Source organism: Erythrobacter sp. W302b, assembly GCF_046452395.1.
GTDB lineage: Bacteria > Pseudomonadota > Alphaproteobacteria > Sphingomonadales > Sphingomonadaceae > Erythrobacter.
The window spans coordinates 67357-83970 of the sequence record NZ_JBKFDH010000001.1; the positions used below are offsets into that span (position 1 = coordinate 67357).

General features: G+C 66.0%; 20 protein-coding genes. 14 read left to right on the top strand and 6 right to left on the bottom strand.

What is annotated here, in order from left to right; translation table 11 throughout:
* Positions 1 to 88: 88 nt before the first annotated feature.
* From galE to ACLBKT_RS00380, 3 genes are all read left to right on the top strand, one after another.
* On the top strand, positions 89 to 1096 hold the full coding sequence (gene galE, locus ACLBKT_RS00370) for a UDP-glucose 4-epimerase GalE (RefSeq protein ID WP_410181020.1): 1008 nt from the start codon (positions 89 to 91) through the stop codon (positions 1094 to 1096).
* 107 nt (positions 1097 to 1203) lie between these two features.
* Positions 1204 to 1329 (top strand): type B 50S ribosomal protein L36, encoded by a 126-nt coding sequence (gene ykgO / locus ACLBKT_RS00375; RefSeq protein WP_017666014.1) that lies wholly within the window; start codon positions 1204 to 1206, stop codon positions 1327 to 1329.
* Positions 1330 to 1431: 102 nt separating this feature from the next.
* Positions 1432 to 2034: an HAD-IA family hydrolase gene (locus tag ACLBKT_RS00380; RefSeq protein ID WP_410181021.1), complete on the top strand. Its 603-nt coding sequence runs from the start codon at positions 1432 to 1434 to the stop codon at positions 2032 to 2034.
* A gap of 242 nt (positions 2035 to 2276) precedes the next feature.
* Here ACLBKT_RS00380 and ACLBKT_RS00385 read toward each other — a convergent pair whose 3' ends face one another.
* Positions 2277 to 2621: a CC_3452 family protein gene (locus ACLBKT_RS00385; protein WP_410181022.1), complete on the bottom strand. Its 345-nt coding sequence runs from the start codon at positions 2619 to 2621 to the stop codon at positions 2277 to 2279.
* A gap of 207 nt (positions 2622 to 2828) precedes the next feature.
* Between ACLBKT_RS00385 and ACLBKT_RS00390 the strand changes: the two genes are divergently transcribed.
* A complete protein-coding gene (locus ACLBKT_RS00390) occupies positions 2829 to 3383 on the top strand; it encodes a winged helix-turn-helix transcriptional regulator (protein ID WP_410181023.1) in 555 nt (184 codons plus the stop codon).
* 61 nt (positions 3384 to 3444) lie between these two features.
* Positions 3445 to 5238: a DNA helicase RecQ gene (recQ, locus tag ACLBKT_RS00395; protein ID WP_410181024.1), complete on the top strand. Its 1794-nt coding sequence runs from the start codon at positions 3445 to 3447 to the stop codon at positions 5236 to 5238.
* Between the two features lie 22 nt (positions 5239 to 5260).
* Here the strand turns inward: recQ and ACLBKT_RS00400 are convergent, their stop codons facing one another.
* Positions 5261 to 6100, bottom strand: coding sequence for a hypothetical protein (locus ACLBKT_RS00400; protein ID WP_410181025.1), 840 nt, complete (start codon positions 6098 to 6100; stop codon positions 5261 to 5263).
* A gap of 48 nt (positions 6101 to 6148) precedes the next feature.
* Positions 6149 to 7639, bottom strand: coding sequence for a YifB family Mg chelatase-like AAA ATPase (locus ACLBKT_RS00405; protein ID WP_410181026.1), 1491 nt, complete (start codon positions 7637 to 7639; stop codon positions 6149 to 6151).
* A 185-nt stretch (positions 7640 to 7824) separates the two neighbouring features.
* On the opposite strand from ACLBKT_RS00405, the gene ACLBKT_RS00410 reads away from it, so the two are divergent.
* The 7 genes from ACLBKT_RS00410 to ACLBKT_RS00440 all read left to right on the top strand — a co-directional run bounded on the left by ACLBKT_RS00410 (position 7825) and on the right by ACLBKT_RS00440 (position 13011).
* Entirely contained in the window at positions 7825 to 8838 is a 1014-nt protein-coding gene (locus ACLBKT_RS00410; RefSeq protein ID WP_410181027.1) for an alpha/beta hydrolase, read from the top strand.
* Positions 8839 to 8935: 97 nt separating this feature from the next.
* The gene (gene rpmH, locus ACLBKT_RS00415) at positions 8936 to 9070 is read left to right on the top strand and encodes a 50S ribosomal protein L34 (protein WP_138618596.1); all 135 of its coding nucleotides are present in this window, start codon (positions 8936 to 8938) and stop codon (positions 9068 to 9070) included.
* A 128-nt stretch (positions 9071 to 9198) separates the two neighbouring features.
* Entirely contained in the window at positions 9199 to 9585 is a 387-nt protein-coding gene (gene rnpA / locus ACLBKT_RS00420; RefSeq protein ID WP_410181028.1) for a ribonuclease P protein component, read from the top strand.
* On the top strand, positions 9582 to 9791 hold the full coding sequence (yidD, locus tag ACLBKT_RS00425; protein WP_166546242.1) for a membrane protein insertion efficiency factor YidD: 210 nt from the start codon (positions 9582 to 9584) through the stop codon (positions 9789 to 9791). Before rnpA ends, yidD begins: the two co-directional genes overlap by 4 nt.
* Before the next feature lie 82 nt (positions 9792 to 9873).
* A complete protein-coding gene (gene yidC / locus ACLBKT_RS00430; RefSeq protein WP_410181029.1) occupies positions 9874 to 11625 on the top strand; it encodes a membrane protein insertase YidC in 1752 nt (583 codons plus the stop codon).
* Between the two features lie 135 nt (positions 11626 to 11760).
* Positions 11761 to 12438, top strand: coding sequence for a ribosome biogenesis GTP-binding protein YihA/YsxC (gene yihA / locus ACLBKT_RS00435; protein ID WP_410181030.1), 678 nt, complete (start codon positions 11761 to 11763; stop codon positions 12436 to 12438).
* 120 nt (positions 12439 to 12558) lie between these two features.
* A complete protein-coding gene (locus ACLBKT_RS00440) occupies positions 12559 to 13011 on the top strand; it encodes a hypothetical protein (protein ID WP_410181031.1) in 453 nt (150 codons plus the stop codon).
* A gap of 426 nt (positions 13012 to 13437) precedes the next feature.
* On the opposite strand, the gene ACLBKT_RS00445 is transcribed toward ACLBKT_RS00440, so the two are convergent.
* A complete protein-coding gene (locus ACLBKT_RS00445; protein ID WP_410181032.1) occupies positions 13438 to 13857 on the bottom strand; it encodes a VOC family protein in 420 nt (139 codons plus the stop codon).
* Between the two features lie 111 nt (positions 13858 to 13968).
* On the opposite strand from ACLBKT_RS00445, the gene ACLBKT_RS00450 reads away from it, so the two are divergent.
* Together ACLBKT_RS00450 and ACLBKT_RS00455 are read left to right on the top strand one after the other, a co-directional pair.
* Positions 13969 to 14631, top strand: coding sequence for a glutathione S-transferase family protein (locus ACLBKT_RS00450; protein WP_410181033.1), 663 nt, complete (start codon positions 13969 to 13971; stop codon positions 14629 to 14631).
* Positions 14628 to 15509 carry a S1/P1 nuclease gene (locus tag ACLBKT_RS00455; protein WP_410181034.1) on the top strand — a complete coding sequence of 294 codons (882 nt, stop codon included), beginning with the start codon at positions 14628 to 14630 and terminating at the stop codon, positions 15507 to 15509. The genes ACLBKT_RS00450 and ACLBKT_RS00455 overlap by 4 nt, the downstream gene beginning before the upstream one ends.
* Here ACLBKT_RS00455 and ACLBKT_RS00460 read toward each other — a convergent pair.
* Complete coding sequence (locus ACLBKT_RS00460; RefSeq protein WP_410181035.1) at positions 15506 to 16129, bottom strand: LysE family translocator; 624 nt, start codon at positions 16127 to 16129, stop codon at positions 15506 to 15508. The genes ACLBKT_RS00455 and ACLBKT_RS00460 overlap by 4 nt on opposite strands.
* Positions 16126 to 16593 carry a cupin domain-containing protein gene (locus tag ACLBKT_RS00465; protein ID WP_410181036.1) on the bottom strand — a complete coding sequence of 156 codons (468 nt, stop codon included), beginning with the start codon at positions 16591 to 16593 and terminating at the stop codon, positions 16126 to 16128. The genes ACLBKT_RS00460 and ACLBKT_RS00465 overlap by 4 nt, the downstream gene beginning before the upstream one ends.
* Between the last annotated feature and the right edge of the window lie 21 nt (positions 16594 to 16614).

Consider the following 16614-nt stretch of genomic DNA (forward strand, 5'->3'; position numbering starts at 1 on the left):
AGGGCGCGGCAGGCCCGGTGCACAGACCCGTGTGTGTGTGATCCAGGTTGAGAATTTTGAAGTGGATTGCATGATAAGGCCTTCGTCCATGACCTCTCCCGGCAAACCTTCCGTGCTCGTGACCGGCGGCGCGGGCTATATCGGCAGTCACGCGGTGCTGGCCTTGCAGGATGCAGGCTGGCCCGTGGCGGTGATCGACAATCTGACCACGGGCTTCCGCTTTGCCCTGCCCGACGGTGTGCCGCTGTATGAAGGCGATATCGCCGATGCGGACTTGCTGGCGCGGATCTTTGCCGAGCAGGGCACGGGCGCGATCATGCATTTTGCCGGGTCGATCGTGGTGCCCGAAAGCGTCGCCGATCCGCTGAAATATTATCTCAACAACACCGCCAAAAGCCGCGCGCTGATCGAAGCGGCGGTCAAGGCCGGGGTGCCGCACTTCATCTTCTCCTCCACCGCGGCGACCTATGGCATCCCCGATGTCGCCGCAGTGTCCGAAGAGACGCCGCAGCGGCCGATCAACCCCTATGGCTGGTCGAAGCTGATGACCGAGCAGATGCTCGCCGATGTTGCGGCGGCCCATCCCCTCAATTTCGGCGTGCTGCGCTATTTCAACGTCGCAGGTGCCGATCCCGAAGCGAGGAGCGGGCAATCGACCGCCGGTGCGACCCATCTCATCAAGGTGGCCATTGAAGCAGCCTTGGGCATGCGCGAATCGGTGAGCGTGTTCGGCACCGATTACGCCACCCCCGATGGCACCGGGGTGCGCGACTATATCCATGTCAGCGATCTGGCGGCCGCGCATGTGCTGACGCTGGAGGCGCTGATTGCTGATCCTGCCCGCTCGCTGACGATGAATTGCGGCTATGGGCGGGGGTTCTCGGTGAACGAGGTGCTCGACGCGGTCGACCGGGTGACGAATCAGAAGCTCGACCGCCGCATTGAGGGCCGGCGCGCGGGCGATCCCGATTCGCTCATTTCCAATCCCGCACGGCTGAAGCAGACGCTTGGATGGCAGCCTGCCCATGCCGAACTCGACACGATCATCGCCCATGCCCTCGCGTGGGAGCGCAAATTGCGCGATTTGCGGCGCTGACAGGGGCAGGTTCGCATTGACGCCGCAGACCAGTGTCGCTAACGGCACGCTTCGATTTAACGCGCGTCGGCCCCGTCCGGCGCGCTTCTCTTTTGGAAATGAGCGCCATGAAGATCGTCAATAGCCTGAAGTCGCTGAAGGGCCGTCACCGCGACAACCGCGTGATCCGTCGCCGCGGCCGCACCTATGTGATCAACAAGACCGACCGTCGCTTCAAGGCCCGCCAGGGCTGAACGGCGCGGCTGCCCGGCATGGGCGGTGAAGACAATTGGCGGCCCGCCTCCTGATCGGAGCGCGGGCCGTAGTCATTTGGGGCTCAGAGATTCGGGGTTGTGATGCGCAAGGCGGTGGTCTTCGATGTCGGGCGGGTGCTGTTCGAATGGCAGCTGGCGGCGCTGTTTGAAAAGCTGATCGACGACCGGGACGAGCTCGACTGGTTCCTCGCCCATGTGGTGACCGAGGAATGGCATTTCGAGCATGACCGTGGCCGCGCGCTGGCGGACATGGTGCCGGAACGGATCGCGCAGTTTCCCGCTTACGAATCGCACATCAACGCCTACGCGACCCGCTTCAACGAGACCATTCCGGGGCCGGTGCCGGGCGCGCACGCCATCGTCGAGCGGTTGGCGGGGGCGGGTGTGCCGCTCTTCTGCCTGACCAATTTCGGCGATGAGTTCTGGCAGCTGTTCCGCCCGACCCAGCCGATCTTCGATCACTTCGAGGACATTATCGTTTCAGGCGTCGAGAAGGTCGCCAAGCCCGAACCGCGGATCTACGAAATCGTCGAACAGCGCAGCGGACGCGCGGGCGCGGACCTGTTCTTCACCGACGACAACCCCGCCAATATCGCCGCCGCCAAGGCGCGCGGCTGGGATGCGCACCTGTTCGCCGATGCGGCAAGCCTTGAGGCGCAATTGCGCGGGGCAGGATTGTTGTAATTGACCAGCCCTCTCATCCGTTCGTCCTGAGCTTGGCGAAGGACTGCGTTGTCTGGAGGCCTTGAGCGGCGTGCCAAAATGAAGGTCGGCCCTTCGACAAGCTCAGGGCGAACGGGTTTCAGAACTCCGTACTACAACACAAACCCCCGGCCACGCTCTGGGGAAAGCGTGCCGGGGGTCGTGGAGCTCTGTCACGGAGGGAGAGGAGGGCCGTGCAGAGAGGGAGTTGTGTCAGGCTGAAATCAGCCGTTGCACTTCGCCAGTTCTTCAGCGGCCATGTCCTGACCATCGACCTTGAAGGTCGCGATTTCGCCGAACTTGCGGTTCAGGCCGCGGCACACGCGCAGGGGGCGGGCAGTGGTCTTGCCAGCGACGCAGGTCGCATCCTTGCAGGCCCAAGCCACGCCGTCGGCGACAGCCTTGGTCTCGGTCGCCGGAGCAGAGAGCGTGGCGTGGTAATAGGTGGTGCCAGCCGCCTGGAGCGGGGCAGCGCCGGAAGCGACACCGAAGCTGAGGCCGGTGTAAACCAGCGCCGAGGCGAGGACGGCGAGCTTGCTGCTGCGCGAAAGGGAGAGGGTGTTGATCATCGGGGTATCCTTTGCCTGTTGCCTTAAGGGGGGGTGCCCCTGTGGTCTCTATCACTCAATTTTGCAATGCAACATTTCGATTCGAAACCAGTTGCTATTCGCTACCTAACCAACTAGGTTGTGAGTTGCAACTGAAAACTGAAATTTTTTTGTGTGGCCTGCAAAATCGGTTACACATCCCCTCGGAAGGGGAAGGAAAGGCAACCTATGGGTGATTTGAGAGAACCGCTGCGCGAGCTGATCGAATGCGGGTTGCCGCAAGCGCTCGAGGTGATGGGCGAACGCTGGTCCTTCATGATCTTGCGCGCGAGTTTCAACGGTCTCAAGCACTTCGAGGAATTCCTGAGCGAGCTGGGCATTGCCCGCAACATCCTCTCCAACCGCCTCGCCAAGCTGGTCGAACACGGCATTCTCAAGCGCGAACCTTGCGCCGATGATCGCCGCAAGATCGAATATCGCCTGACCGAAAAGGGCTTCGATCTCCTCCCGGCGATGCTGGCCTTGCGCCAGTGGGGGCAGAAATACGGCACCGAGACCGTGGTCGAGGACCCTGTGCTGGTCGACGAGCGGGACCGTTTGCCGATCGGTCCGGTGTCGATCCTCGCGCATGACGGGCGCATTCTCGGCCATCAGGACCTGTGGCTGACGCGTCCGGCCAACCTCGGTCGCCGCGCCGATGGCACGATCGCAACCCCGGGCACAGCGCTGGGCAAGGGCGACGTGGTCGATCTGTCCGAAGCCAAGACTGCCGCCGCGCGATAATCGGTTGATAGAGCGCCCGATTCGGGTGCCTTCGGCGTGTGTGATCGGCTAGGGCGCGGCCATGAGTGTGGTCGCCCCTCCCGATTGTCACGATATCCTGCGCCGCACCTTCGGCTTTACCGCCTTTCGCGGGCAGCAGGAGGCGGTCATCAGCCGGGTTATGGCGGGCGCGCATACCCTCGCGCTGATGCCGACCGGTGCGGGCAAGAGCCTGTGCTATCAGGTGCCGGCTCTGGCGCGTGCCGGCACGGCGATCGTTATCTCCCCCTTGATCGCGCTAATGCACGATCAGATCCGCTCCGCCAGCGCAGCGGGGATCCGCGCCGCCTCGATGACCTCGGCCGACAGCGACAATGCCGCCACCGCAGAAGCTTTCCGCAACGGCACGCTCGACCTGCTCTATGTCGCCCCGGAACGGGCTTCGACCCCCGGATTTCAGGCGTTGCTGGAGCGCGCCGAGATCGCGCTGTTCGCCATTGATGAAGCGCATTGCGTGTCCGAATGGGGGCATGATTTCCGCCCCGATTACCGGATGCTGCGCCCGGTGCTCGACCGCTTCCCGGCTGTGCCGAGGCTCGCGCTGACCGCCACAGCCGATCAGGCGACACGGGCGGATGTTCTGCGCCAGCTCGGCATCCCGGATGAAGGCCTGATTGTTGCCGGGTTCGACCGGCCTAATATCCGTTACGCCATCACCCCGCGTGACAATGGGCCGCGTCAGATCACCGATCTGCTCGCGCGAATGGAAGGGGCCGGAATCGTCTATGCGCCCAGCCGCAAGGCGACCGAGGACATCGCGGCCCAGATCGCCCGCACCGGGCGCGAGGTGGCGTTCTATCACGCCGGGCTTGAGCCGGAACGCCGCGCGGCGGTGCAGGCGCAGTTCGTCGCGTCCGAAAGCATGGTGATGGTCGCCACGATCGCCTTCGGCATGGGGATCGACAAGCCCGACGTGCGCTTCGTCATTCACGCTGGCCTGCCCAAATCGATCGAGGCCTATTATCAGGAAACCGGCCGCGCCGGGCGCGACGGCGACCCGGCCGAGGCGCATCTCTTCTGGGGCGTCTCCGACTTTGCCCGCGCGCGCCAATGGCTCGGCGATGTCGAGCCCGAACGGCTGGCGGGCGAACAGGCGCGGCTCAACACCCTCGCACAGCTGGTTGAGGCGCCCGATTGCCGCCGCGCGATCCTGCTGAGGCATTTCGGCGAGCACCCACCCACCCGCTGCGGCAACTGCGACAATTGCGACAATCCGCCACAGGTGATCGACGCGAGCGAGCTGGCGCGCAAGCTGCTTTCCGCCGTCTATCGCACTGGGCAGAGCTTCGGCATCGGCCACCTCGAAAAGGTGCTGACCGGCCAGAGCGATGAGCGGATCACCACGCGCGGGCATGACAAGCTGTCGGTCTTCGGCATCGTCGGTTCGGGTGAGGCCGCGCTGCTGCGCCCGCTGACGCGCACATTGGTGGCGAGGGGCATGTTGGCGGCGACCGAGCATGGCGGGCTGATGCTCGGCCCCGAAGCGCGCGCGGTGCTGAAGGGCGAGGCCGGTGTCAGCATCGCCGAGCCCCCCGTCCGGGCCCGCCGCGGTCGCCGCTCGCGCAGCGGCGGGGACGTGTCCAACCCGATCGGAAATCCGCTGTTCGAAGCGCTGCGGAACAAGCGCAAGCAACTTGCCAGCGAACACGGCATCCCGGCCTATGTCATCTTTCACGATTCGGTGCTGCGCGACATGGCGAACCAGTGCCCCGAAACGCTCGCCGAATTGGGCGGGATTGCGGGCGTAGGCGCCAAGAAGCTTGAGACCTGGGGCCCCGATTTCATCGCCGTGGTGCGGGAGCATCTGCGCGGATAGGGCGCCAGCCGCGAAGTACCTGTCAGCGCGGCGCCTTGCGGATGGTGTAATCGATTCGGATCCGCACCCATGATCCGAACTGCTCGCGGCCATTGACCCGCGCCGGGCGCACCCGGAACTGCCAGGCGGCAGCCAGCACCGCGCGGCCCATCATCGAGCCTTGCGGCCCTTCGCTCTCCAGCACGCAATCCTCGACATAATAACCCGCCACGGTCTTGCAGGCGATCAAGGCATAGCCGGGACCGTTCGCGGTCGAGAGGTATCCGGCAAGCTCCTGATCGGTCGGTTCGCGATACCAGCGCGCGGCATAGAGCGGCTCCCCATTGGGCGCGGTGCCGACGCGCTGGCTGTCACCAGCGGTGCGCGGATTGCCAGTATCGGCCGGGCCATAGGACCGGTTCGGATTGATCCGTGCGCCGATTGTGGGCTTGGGGCTGGCCTGCGGCTGGGGCTGTTGCTGCGGTTGCCTCTGTGCGGGGGCAGGCTCGGGCGCGGGGCTTGGGTTGATGGCCAGCGGCGAGGGGCGCAGCGGCTCGGGGGCGAGTTCCTGCTCGGTCACTTGCGGCGACGGGGTGTCGGGCGCGGCGGCGCTTTCGCTTTCGGGTTCGGCGGGGGCTTCCGGCTCGGGCGGGGCGGCGAATTCGATCGCCGTCATGGTCACGACCTCGCGCAATTCGTCCTCCCCGGCGAACTGCTGGCCAAGGGTCAGGAGCAGCAACAGGATCAGCGCTTCGAGCGCGAACGCAATCGCAAGGCTCGCCAGCTTGCGCCGCCGCGACGTATCGCGCACCGCTTGCCACAGCGCGGGCAATCCGCGCGGCTGGTCCGCCGCCAATGCCAAATGTTCGTCCGAAATCGCCAATGCGCCTTTGCGTCGGCCGGGAGGGGGAGCCGGCCTCGGGAGCGCTCCTTAACCCGTCATCAGCCGATAGGATAGCGCCTCGGCAATGTGGACGCGGCCAACCGTTTCGGCTCCGGCCAGATCGGCGATGGTGCGGGCGACGCGCAGCATCCGGGTGTAACCGCGCGCCGACAGGCCCAGCCTCTCGGCGGCTTGAAACAGCAGCTTGCGCCCCGCTTCATCAGGCGTGGCGTGGTGATCGAGCCGCTCGCCCTCCAGTTCGGCGTTCGAGCGCACCCCGCGCGCCACCTGCCGCGAGCGGGCGGCCGCCACCCGGCGGGCGACCTCGGCGCTGCCCTCGGCGGGCGGGGGGAGCGCCATATCGAGGGCGCTGACCGCGCCGACATGGACGTGAAGATCGATCCGGTCGAGCAATGGGCCGGACAACCGCGCCTGATAATCGCCGATGCAGCGCGGGTACTTGTTGCAGTTTCGCGCCGGATCGCCCGCATATCCGCAGCGGCACGGGTTCATCGCGGCGACCAGCTGCACGCGCGCCGGGAAGGTCACATGGGCATTGGCGCGGGCGACATCGACCTGGCCGGTCTCCAAGGGCTGACGCAGCGAATCGAGCACCGGGCGCTGGAATTCGGGCAGTTCGTCGAGAAACAGCACGCCCAGATGCGCCAAGCTGACCTCGCCGGGCCGGACCTTCAGCCCGCCGCCGGTCAGCGCCGCCATGCTGGCCGAATGATGCGGGGCCCGGAACGGACGGGCGCGGCTGATGCGGCCAGCCTCCAGCGTACCCGCGACCGATTGCACCATCGACACCTCGAGCGCTTCGGCTGGCGTCAGGTCGGGGAGGATGCCGGGGAGGCAGCTCGCCAGCAGGCTCTTGCCCGATCCCGGCGGTCCGACCATCAGCAGGTTGTGTCCGCCTGCCGCCGCGATCTCCAAGGCGCGCTTGGCGGTTTCCTGCCCCTTCACTTGCCGTAGGTCATTGCCGCCGACCGCCTCGGCCACCGCGCCGCGTGGGGGCTCTGGCAGGACGAGCGACCCTTTGAGATGCCCCAACAGGCTCGTCAGGTCGCGCGGAGCCAGCACGGGCACACCGCTGGCCCAGCGTGCCTCTGGCCCTTGCTCGGCGGGGCAGATCAGGCCGCTGCCGACTTCGCTCGCATGGAGCGCGGCGATCAACACGCCGGGGCTGGCGACCACGCGGCCATCCAGCGCGAGTTCGCCCACCGCGATCCAGTCACCCAGCTGCTCGGCATCGGTCACGCCCATCGCCGCGAGCAGGGCGAGCGCTATCGGCAGGTCGTAATGTGATCCGTCCTTGGGCAGGTCGGCAGGCGAAAGGTTCACCGTGATCCGTTTGGGCGGCATGGCCAGCCCCATCGCCGACAAGGCCGCCTGCACCCGTTCACGGCTTTCGCTGACCGCCTTGTCCGCCAGACCCACGACGTTGAAGCGCGGCAGACCGGGGCCGACGTGGCACTGCACCTCCACTTCGCGCGCCTCCAGCCCGAGGTAGGCAACCGTCCTCACCAGCGCGACCATGTGCTTGCCCCTACTCGCCCCTGTTGCCGGATTGTGCAGGTTTTGCAGTCGCTTGTCGAGCGGTTCGCGGGCGGGCCCTGCGTTTCCTGACGCGATCGGACCGCGCCTCTCCGCACGAATACGAAGGCATTTCTAAAGCATAAATCTTGGCGAATTGGCAGGCGGGGCGGGGTGACAAGCATGGCATGAACCGTGCCCTAGCCCTGTTGCTTGCTGCCTTCGCGCTGCTGCTCCCCGGCGGTGCGGCGTGGGCGCAATCGGGCGCGCGCGTGGTGGAGCGGGTCACCTGGGTCGAGGAATGGGACCCGGACACGCAGCAATGGGTGCGCGTGGATGAGAGTCCCGCCCCGGCCGCGCTGGTCGAGGCCACCACCTCCAGACTGCACGCTGGCGGACTTACCATTACCGAGACCGTCTATCACGAACCCACGCGGTTTATCGCCAGCGCCCCGCGCGTCGCCGCCGCCAGCGTCGGGATCGCGCGCTTCGGCCCGTTCCGCGTGATCGATGGCACGCGCGCTGCGCTCGTCGCGACGACCGATGCGGCCAGCCCGGAGGCTTTCGCCGCGATGCTGGCGGCCTATCCGGGGCTGCAAGTGATCGAATTCGCCGATGCACCCGGCACCAACCATGATCTGGCGAACCTGCGCCTTGGCCGGGCGATCCGGGCTGCGGGTCTCGCGACTCACGTTCCGGCAGGTGGCTCGGCGCGGTCGGGCGCGGTCGAGCTGTTCCTCGCAGGCACTCGCCGCACCATGGACCCGGGCGCGCTGTTCGCGGTCCATTCCTGGCGCGACGAGCGCGGGCGTGAACCTGCCGACTTTGCCCCCGATGCGCCGGAAAACCGGCTCTATCTCGATTACTATGCCGAAATGGGCATGACGCCGGACCAAGCCCGCGCCTTCTACGCCATGACCAATTCGGTGTCGCACGCGGGCGCGCTGTGGTTGCAGGGCGAAGAGATGGCGCGTTGGATCGCTCCCGCTGACCGCAGCCCCGCTACCCGCGTGCTCGATGCCCCGCTGGAAACTGCGCTTCGTCTCGCGCTGGCGCGTTCGGGCGGGGCTCTGCTGGAGGTGTTCGGCGCACCGGTGACATTGCGGGCAGAGCCTGCCCCTGCGGCACCCCGGCTTGCCTATGCGGATTGGGGTGCCCATCCGGGCACGGGTTTGCTTGACTCCGCTCCGGCTTTCCCATAACGGCGCCGGTCTGTTTCGAGGTCGCACGCCTGCGGCCACGGTGGGCGCGTGGGGGAAACCCCGGGACTGACCTGCCGGTAGCTTTTTCGAGGATGATATGAAGCGGACGTTCCAACCCAGCAATCTCGTGCGCGCCCGTCGCCACGGTTTCTTCGCACGCAAGGCGACTCCGGGTGGCCGCAAGGTGCTTCGCGCCCGCCGCAGCCGCGGCCGCAAGAAGCTCTGCGCGTAACTTGTTTTTCGCAGCCCCTCCGGGCTGCGGCATTCTCGCTCACGGGGCCTGAGGGCCCCGTCGCTGCGGGCGCGCGGTCGCGCTTGCGGGGCTCCCTCCGGGAGCCCGTTTTCGTTACCAGACCGAACATGATCGCCGTCATCACCAAGCGCGCCGATTTCCTTGCGGCGAACAGCGGCCTCCGCAACGCGCGGGCCGGGTTTGTGCTGCTAACCCGCCCGAATGACGGGCAAGGCATCCGCTTCGGGATCACCGTCACCAAGAAAATCGGCAACGCCGTGGTGCGCAACCGCATGAAGCGCCGGTTTCGCGAGCTGCTGCGGGCTGCGCTGCCGACGCAGGGTCTCCCCGATCACGATCACGTGCTGATCGGCCGGGCGGGCGGGGTGGAGCGGGACTTTCACCTGATGGCCGATGAACTCGCCAAGGCGCTGGAACGCGCGCGGGAAGGGCGCGGCGATCCTTCGGGCGGGCGGCGTCCGCGCAAGGGCAACCGGGGCGGGGCGCGCACATGAAGCAGGTCCTCATCCTCATCGCGCGCGGCTGGCAGCTTGGCCCGTCACGCATTTTGCCGCCCACCTGCCGTTACGCGCCCTCGTGCAGCCAATACGCCATCGAAGCGATTGGCAAGTATGGTGCGCTCAAGGGTGGATGGATGGCATTTAAGCGGCTAATGCGCTGCCACCCCTGGGGCGGACACGGACACGATCCCGTTCCCTGAGGGGCAAATTCCGTGGGGTCTGGAAACGGGACCGCCTTACCCCCATAATACACCTGTCGTCGCACTCTCTCGGGGCTTACACTTGGACAATCGCAATCTTCTGCTCGCTGTCGTGCTTTCGGGCCTGCTCATTCTCGGGTGGGACGTGGGGATGCGCTACTTCTATCCCGAGGCCGCGCTTTCGACTCAGGCCGATCCGGTCAAGCCAGCGCCCACTGCTGCCACCGCCACTCAGACGAGCACCGTGGCAGGCGCAGGCAGCCTTGGCGGTGAGGCAGCCGCGGCACGCAAGGTCAATCTCGCATCCGCGCTCGCCAGCCCCAACCGCGTCGCGATCGACACGCCGCGTCTCGCCGGCTCGATCAACCTCGTCGGTGCGCGGATCGATGACATCGTGCTCAAGGATTACCGCGAGACGGTGAAGAAGGATTCCGGCCCCGTCCGCCTGTTCGCGCCCGAAGGCACGCCGGGGCAATATTTCGCCGAATTCGGCTTCGTGAGCGGCGGCGCGCGTCAGCCGTCGAACCTGCTGTGGCAGGCGGACGGCACCAAGCTGACCCCGACCACCCCGGTCACGCTCACCCGCACCGATGCGAACGGCGTGACCTACGCAATCCGGTTCGCAGTCGATGCCAATTACATGATCGCCGCCACCCAGAGCGTAACCAACGCCGGGGCCGCAGTGGCCGTCGTCCAGCCCTTCGCGCTGATCAAGCGCACCAGCACCAATGCCACCCTCGACCAGTTCGTGGCCCATTCCGGCCCGGTCGGCGTGTTCGGCGGCACGCTTTGGGACCCCCATTCCTATGACGAGCTGGCTGAACTCGGCGGAGAAGCACCCGAAGGCAAGGCGAGCTGGCTCGGCTTTACCGATCAGTATTGGCTCGCCGCGCTCGTCCCGGGCGATGGCAAGGGGAATGTGACGGTCGACGATGCCGGCTTCCGCTCCCTCGGCAATAAGCTGTTCCGCACCGATCTGCTCTACGGCGCGACCACGGTGCCCGCAGGTGGCAGCGTGACGCAGGCCACCCGGCTCTACGCCGGGGCAAAGGACAGCCAGATCCTCGACACATACGAAGACGGCGGCATCACCTATTTCGGCAAGGCGATCAGCTGGGGCTGGTTCGAGATCGTTGAAAAGCCGATCCTCTGGCTGCTGCGCACGCTCAATGGGTTGGTCGGCAATTTCGGCGTGGCGATCATCCTGCTCACGGTCATCATCCGCGGGCTGATGTTCCCGGTGGCGCAGAAGCAGTTTGCCAGCATGGCGCAGATGAAGGCTGTGCAGCCCCGGATGAAAGAGATTCAGGAGCGCTTCAAGGACGACAAGCAGCGTCAGCAGCAGGAGATCATGAAGCTCTACAAGGATGAAAAGGTGAACCCGCTGGCCGGGTGTCTGCCGCTGCTCATCCAGATCCCGATCTTCTTTGCGCTCTACAAGGTGCTGGTCCTCTCGATCGAGATGCGGCACGAGCCGTTCTTCCTTTGGATCAAGGACCTGTCCGCGCCCGATCCGGCGCATATCCTCAACCTGTTCGGGCTGCTGCCGTATGAAGTCCCGATGGGCTTCCTGGCGATCGGGCCGCTGGCGGTGCTGCTGGGCATCACCATGTACCTCACCTTCAAGCTCAATCCGGCGGCGATGGACCCCGTGCAGCAGCAGATGTTCGCGATCATGCCGTGGATCCTGATGTTCGTGATGGCCCCCTTTGCCGCAGGCCTGCTGCTTTACTGGGTCACTTCGAACGTGCTGACACTGGCACAGCAGAGCTATCTCTACTCCAAGCACCCGCAGCTGAAGGCGGCGAATGCGGCGGCGGAGAAGAAGACGTAGCGCTTGATCCGTTCGCCCTGAGCTGGCGTTGCCGCGCAACAGCTTCGCTTCCGAGGGGCCGTACTTTTCTTTTCCCTTCGTGGCTTGCAAAGAAAGTGCAGGGCTTCGACAGGCTCAGCCCGAACGGTGTAGGTTATGGACGAAATTGAACAGCAAGCCCGCGAGGAAGCGGCCTCCAAGCTCTTTTCAGGCCCGGTGGACTTCCTGCGCTCTGCGCCGCAGCTGCAATTCCTGCCGGATCCTGAAGTGCCGGAGATTGCGTTCTGCGGCCGGTCGAACGTGGGCAAATCCTCGCTGTTGAACGCGCTGACCGGGCGCAAGGCGATCGCCCGCGCTTCGGTGACGCCCGGGCGGACCCAGGAATTGAACTTCTTCGATGTCGGCCGCCCGGAGGAAGAAGGCGCGCTGCCGCTGTTCCGGCTGGTCGACATGCCCGGCTATGGCTTTGCCAAGGCGCCGGTGAAGGTGGTCGACAAGTGGAAAGCGCTGGTCAACTCCTACCTGCGCGGCCGCGCGGTGCTCGTCCGCACGCTGGTGCTGGTCGATAGCCGCCACGGCATCAAGGAGGTCGACCGTGCGATGATGAAGATGCTCGATGAGGCCGCCGTGGGCTACCGCGTTGTCCTCACCAAGACCGACAAGATCAAGGCAAGCGAGTTGGACAAGGTCGCCGAAGCGACCGCCGCCGAGATCCGCAAGCATGTCGCCGCCTATCCTGAACTCCACCTCACCAGCAGCGAAAAAGGCATGGGCATCGCCGCGCTGAGAGCGGCCGTGGTGTCCGACGCGCTGGGCGAAGGGTGGATGGGCTAAGACGTCCGCTTTTGGCGGCTCTATGGATATTTGCCGCGCGCGCGACAGTGCGCGTTGCTGGTTTTTCCGGCACCCCCTGTCCGCTTTCGCGATCATTTCCTGTTTTCCGGGTCAGAGGAGATGACAATGCGGCTTTTGACGATGACGATCCTGCTCGCCGGACTTTCAGCCTGCGGCGGAGGGGACGGGGCGGCAACCGATGGCGCTGCGACCCAGATCGCCCCGGCGGCTGCCAGCACGGATATCAGCTTTGGCGCAGGAAGTGGCGAAACCATTGCTGCCACCCGCGCACAGGTGGAGGAGGCATGGAAGTGCCGCGGGCTGATGACCGCCGCCGCCGCTGCCAAAGATGTGCTCCCCGCAAGTGAGGTGCCGGAAGCCGTTGCAGGCATCACAGCAGCCATGCCCGCCTATTGGACCGACCGCGCGGGCCGCCTCAAGGCCCCGGACATGAGCGAGGCCGACGTCGATACGCTGATTGTGAGTTCCACCAGAATGCTCGCCACACGGGAGGCGCTGGAGCGCGAACTGCCCAACATCCGCGCCTGTATTGCTTCGCAAAAAGGAGCGTAATACCAGCGCACCTAGATGCGATTGCCGGAGCTCAGCTTTCGGCTGGGCCAAGGCTTTAGCTGCCCGGCTGCTTGTAGCATTGCGCGCGATAGCTGCGGGTGATCGGGAAGGGGGGGAAGCTGCCATTCAAAGACCCGTCGCCCCGTGCTTGACACGGGGCTCGGCTATCTTGAGCGGCCACGGAAGCAGAAGAAAAGCCCAACCCCGTGTCAAGCACGGGGCGACGAGGGAAGAAATGGCCGATATGGCGTCGCCGGGTTCTTTCAGGGTCGCAACCTGGCTCTTCGCAAAGGCATGGGCGGGGGCCCGAACATGGCTGTCAGGGTTTACCCCCTGTTCCTCTCAGCCTGTTCCGGTTCCTGAGCCGCGATCTAGCTGAACCGCAGCTTCTGGCCGAAGTTTCGCGCAAGCGGACGTCCGGTCCGCTTACTTGGCGAACAGCTTGCCCATATCCTTGAACGCCTTGAACTCCAGCGCATTGCCAGATGGATCGCGCAGGAACATCGTCGCTTGCTCGCCGGGCTGGCCCTTGAAGCGGATGGTGGGTTCGATCACGAAATCCGCCCCGCCGGCGCGCAGCCGCTCGGCCAGAGCCTCCCATTCGTCCATGCCCATCACCAGCCCGAAATGCGGCACCGGCACGCCGTGGCCATCGACGTGGTTGCTCGCGCGGTCGCCGGCCTGTCCCGGCGCCAGGTGGGCGACGATCTGGTGGCCGTGGAAATCGAAATCGATCCATTCCTCGCTCGACCGACCCTCAGCGCAGCCCATCACGTCGCCATAGAAGGCCCGCGCTGCGGCGAGATCGTCGACCGGGAAGGCGAGGTGGAACGGGGCAAGGCTCATCGCGAAGTCTCCATATTGCGCTCCGTCCTAATCCGTTCAGCCTCGACAGCGCCAGCCTGAATATCTAGGGCGGCCGAATAATCAGTCCCGGCAAGGTGGAGCGCAGCGGACATGAAACTCATCATCGGTAACAAGAACTACTCGAGCTGGAGCCTGCGCGGCTGGCTCGCGGTCAAGCAATCGGGTCTGCATTTCGACGAGCTTACCGTGCCGCTGCTCGGCGAAGAGTGGGATCGGATCAAGCAGGACATGGGCGAGGTGCAGCCGTCCAGCGGCAAGGTGCCGGTGTTGTGGGATGATGATGCGGTGGTGTGGGATAGCCTCGCGATCCTCGAATACTGCGCCGACAAGGTCGGGCGCGAGCGGTTCTGGCCCAAGGATGAGGCCGCGCGCGGCATGGCGCGGGCGATGGTGGCGGAGATGCACTCGGGCTATCAGGCGCTGCGCAAGGAACTGCCGATGAACATCCGCCGCCGGGTCGAGCTTCCCGGCCTGTCGGACGGCACCAAGCATGATATCGTCCGCATCCTCGGGCTGTGGGCTGAAGCGCGCGCGCGGCATGGCAGCGCAGGGCCTTACCTGTTCGGCACCTTCGGCGCGGCGGACATCTTCTACGCGCCTGTCGTCACCCGCTTCGTCACCTATGGGATCGGCGTTCCCGGTTTCGCGCAGGCTTACATGCAGGCGATCTGGGAGCATGACTGGATGCGCGAATGGATCACGGCGGCCGAGCAGGAGGAATGGGTGATCGAGCAGTGGGAAACGGCGGTATGAGGCTTATCGTCGCGGCGCTGATGGCGGTGCTGGCGCTGATCCCGGCGCCCGCCAGCGCCTGGGGCTTCTACGCCCATCAGCAGACCGCGCGGATCGCCGAGGCCAATGTCACGCCCGAAGTGCGCGCCAAGATCCGCGCGCTGCTGGCCCGCGAGAAGGACCTCGGCACGCCCGAATGCCCGCTCACGACCTTGGCAGACGCCGCTGTCTGGGCCGATTGCGTGCGCGGGGAGGGTTGGCGTTGGGGCTACACCGCCGCGTGGCATTACCGCACCGCGCCGATCTGCGAGGCCTTCAACCCCCGCGCGAACTGCGCGGGCGGCAATTGTGTCACCGCTCAGATCACCCGTGCGCATCGCATCCTCGCCGATGAGAGCCTGCCCGCCGCCGTGCGTCTGGAAGCGCTCGCCTTCATGGTTCACTTTGCGGGCGATGTGCACATGCCGCTCCATTCGGGCGATCATGAGGATCGCGGCGGCAATGACCGGGAGGCCGATTACGGGATCGTCCCGGGCCTCAACCTGCATTGGATCTGGGACGGCCCGCTGGCCGAGCGGGCGATCAGTGATCCGGCCGATCCGGTGGTGCGGCGCTACGCGCCTGCCGAGCGGGCGGAGTTGGGCGGCGGTGCGCCGGATGACTGGGGGCGCGAAAGCTGGGAGATTGCGCGGCGCTTCGTCTATCCCACGGCGTTCGACAGCGAGGATGTCTGCGCAGCGCCCCTGCCGGAGAAGACGGCGCTGAGCCAGGACGACATCGCGCGCGGGGTGCCGATCGCCCGACGGCGGGTGCAGCAGGCAGGCGTGCGGATCGCCGATCTGCTGACCAGCGCCTTTGCGCCAGGGCCTTTGGTGGTTGAGGGCGACCGACGCCGCTAGGCAAAGGCCTTGGCCACGAACCACGCGGCTATGGCCAGCATGGCGATCGCCAGTATCCGCCGAACGATTTGCGCGCGGGCCTTGGCCATGAGCACGCTCCGCGCCCGTTCGGCACCGAGCACCAGTGCGAGGTGGATGGCTGTGGCGATGCTCACGCTGATCGCTGCCATCGTCAGGCCTTGCGCGAAGCTCGGCTGCCCGCCGGGGATGAATTGCGGCATGACGCTGATGAAGAACAGCGCCGACTTGGGGTTGAGCAGGTTGATCGCAAAGCCTGCCAGCGCGTGACGCTGATCGGCATGGCGCGGGGTGACGGTGGGCGAGCTCTCTCCTGCATCGCCCCTCGAACCGTCCCATGCCTCCCACGCCAGCCACGCCATCATCACCGCCGCCAGCAGCGAGACGCCCCGCGAGAGCGCCGGGCCCTGAGCCAGGATGATACTCGCCGCGAGCACGCTGAGCGCGGCATTGGCGCTGAGTCCCAGCGCAATGCCGGTGATCGCGCCAAGCCCGGCGCGTCGCCCTTCGGCCAGCGTCAGCGTGACCAGCCAGCCCATGTTGGGGCCGGGGGTCAGCTCGATCAGCAACACCGCAAGGGCAAACCCGGCAAGATCAATCACGGCAGACGCTGGGTCTCGTAACGGGTGCCGTCCTTGCGGGCGTAGCCTGCGGCGTCGAACACCATGTCGATATCGGAATACACGCCGCTGTCGTCTTCGCGCCCTCCGGCGCTGATGGCGACAAAGACACACGGGCTGTCCGAGCGGTTGTGCAGGTGGTGCCCATTGGCTTCGCCCGCCGGGAAGGCGAGGATATCGCCCGGGCCCACCGGGGTCTCGCCGGTGTCGTCGATCAGCACTGCCTCGCCGGTCAGCATCACCACCAGTTCGTCCTGCCCGCGGTGCCAATGCCGCTGCGACGAGAAGGCGCCCGGCAGCAGCGTCACATGGCTCGCCCCCATCAAGGTCAGTCCCGCTGGCGGGCCGAGGCGGCGATACCAGCGCCCTTCGACTGCGGCATTGAAGGGCGACGGATAGCCGGTCGCGTTGGTCTGGGGAATGGCGGCACAATCGAGCTTGGGCATTCGCGGCAACTCCTGCTAGGC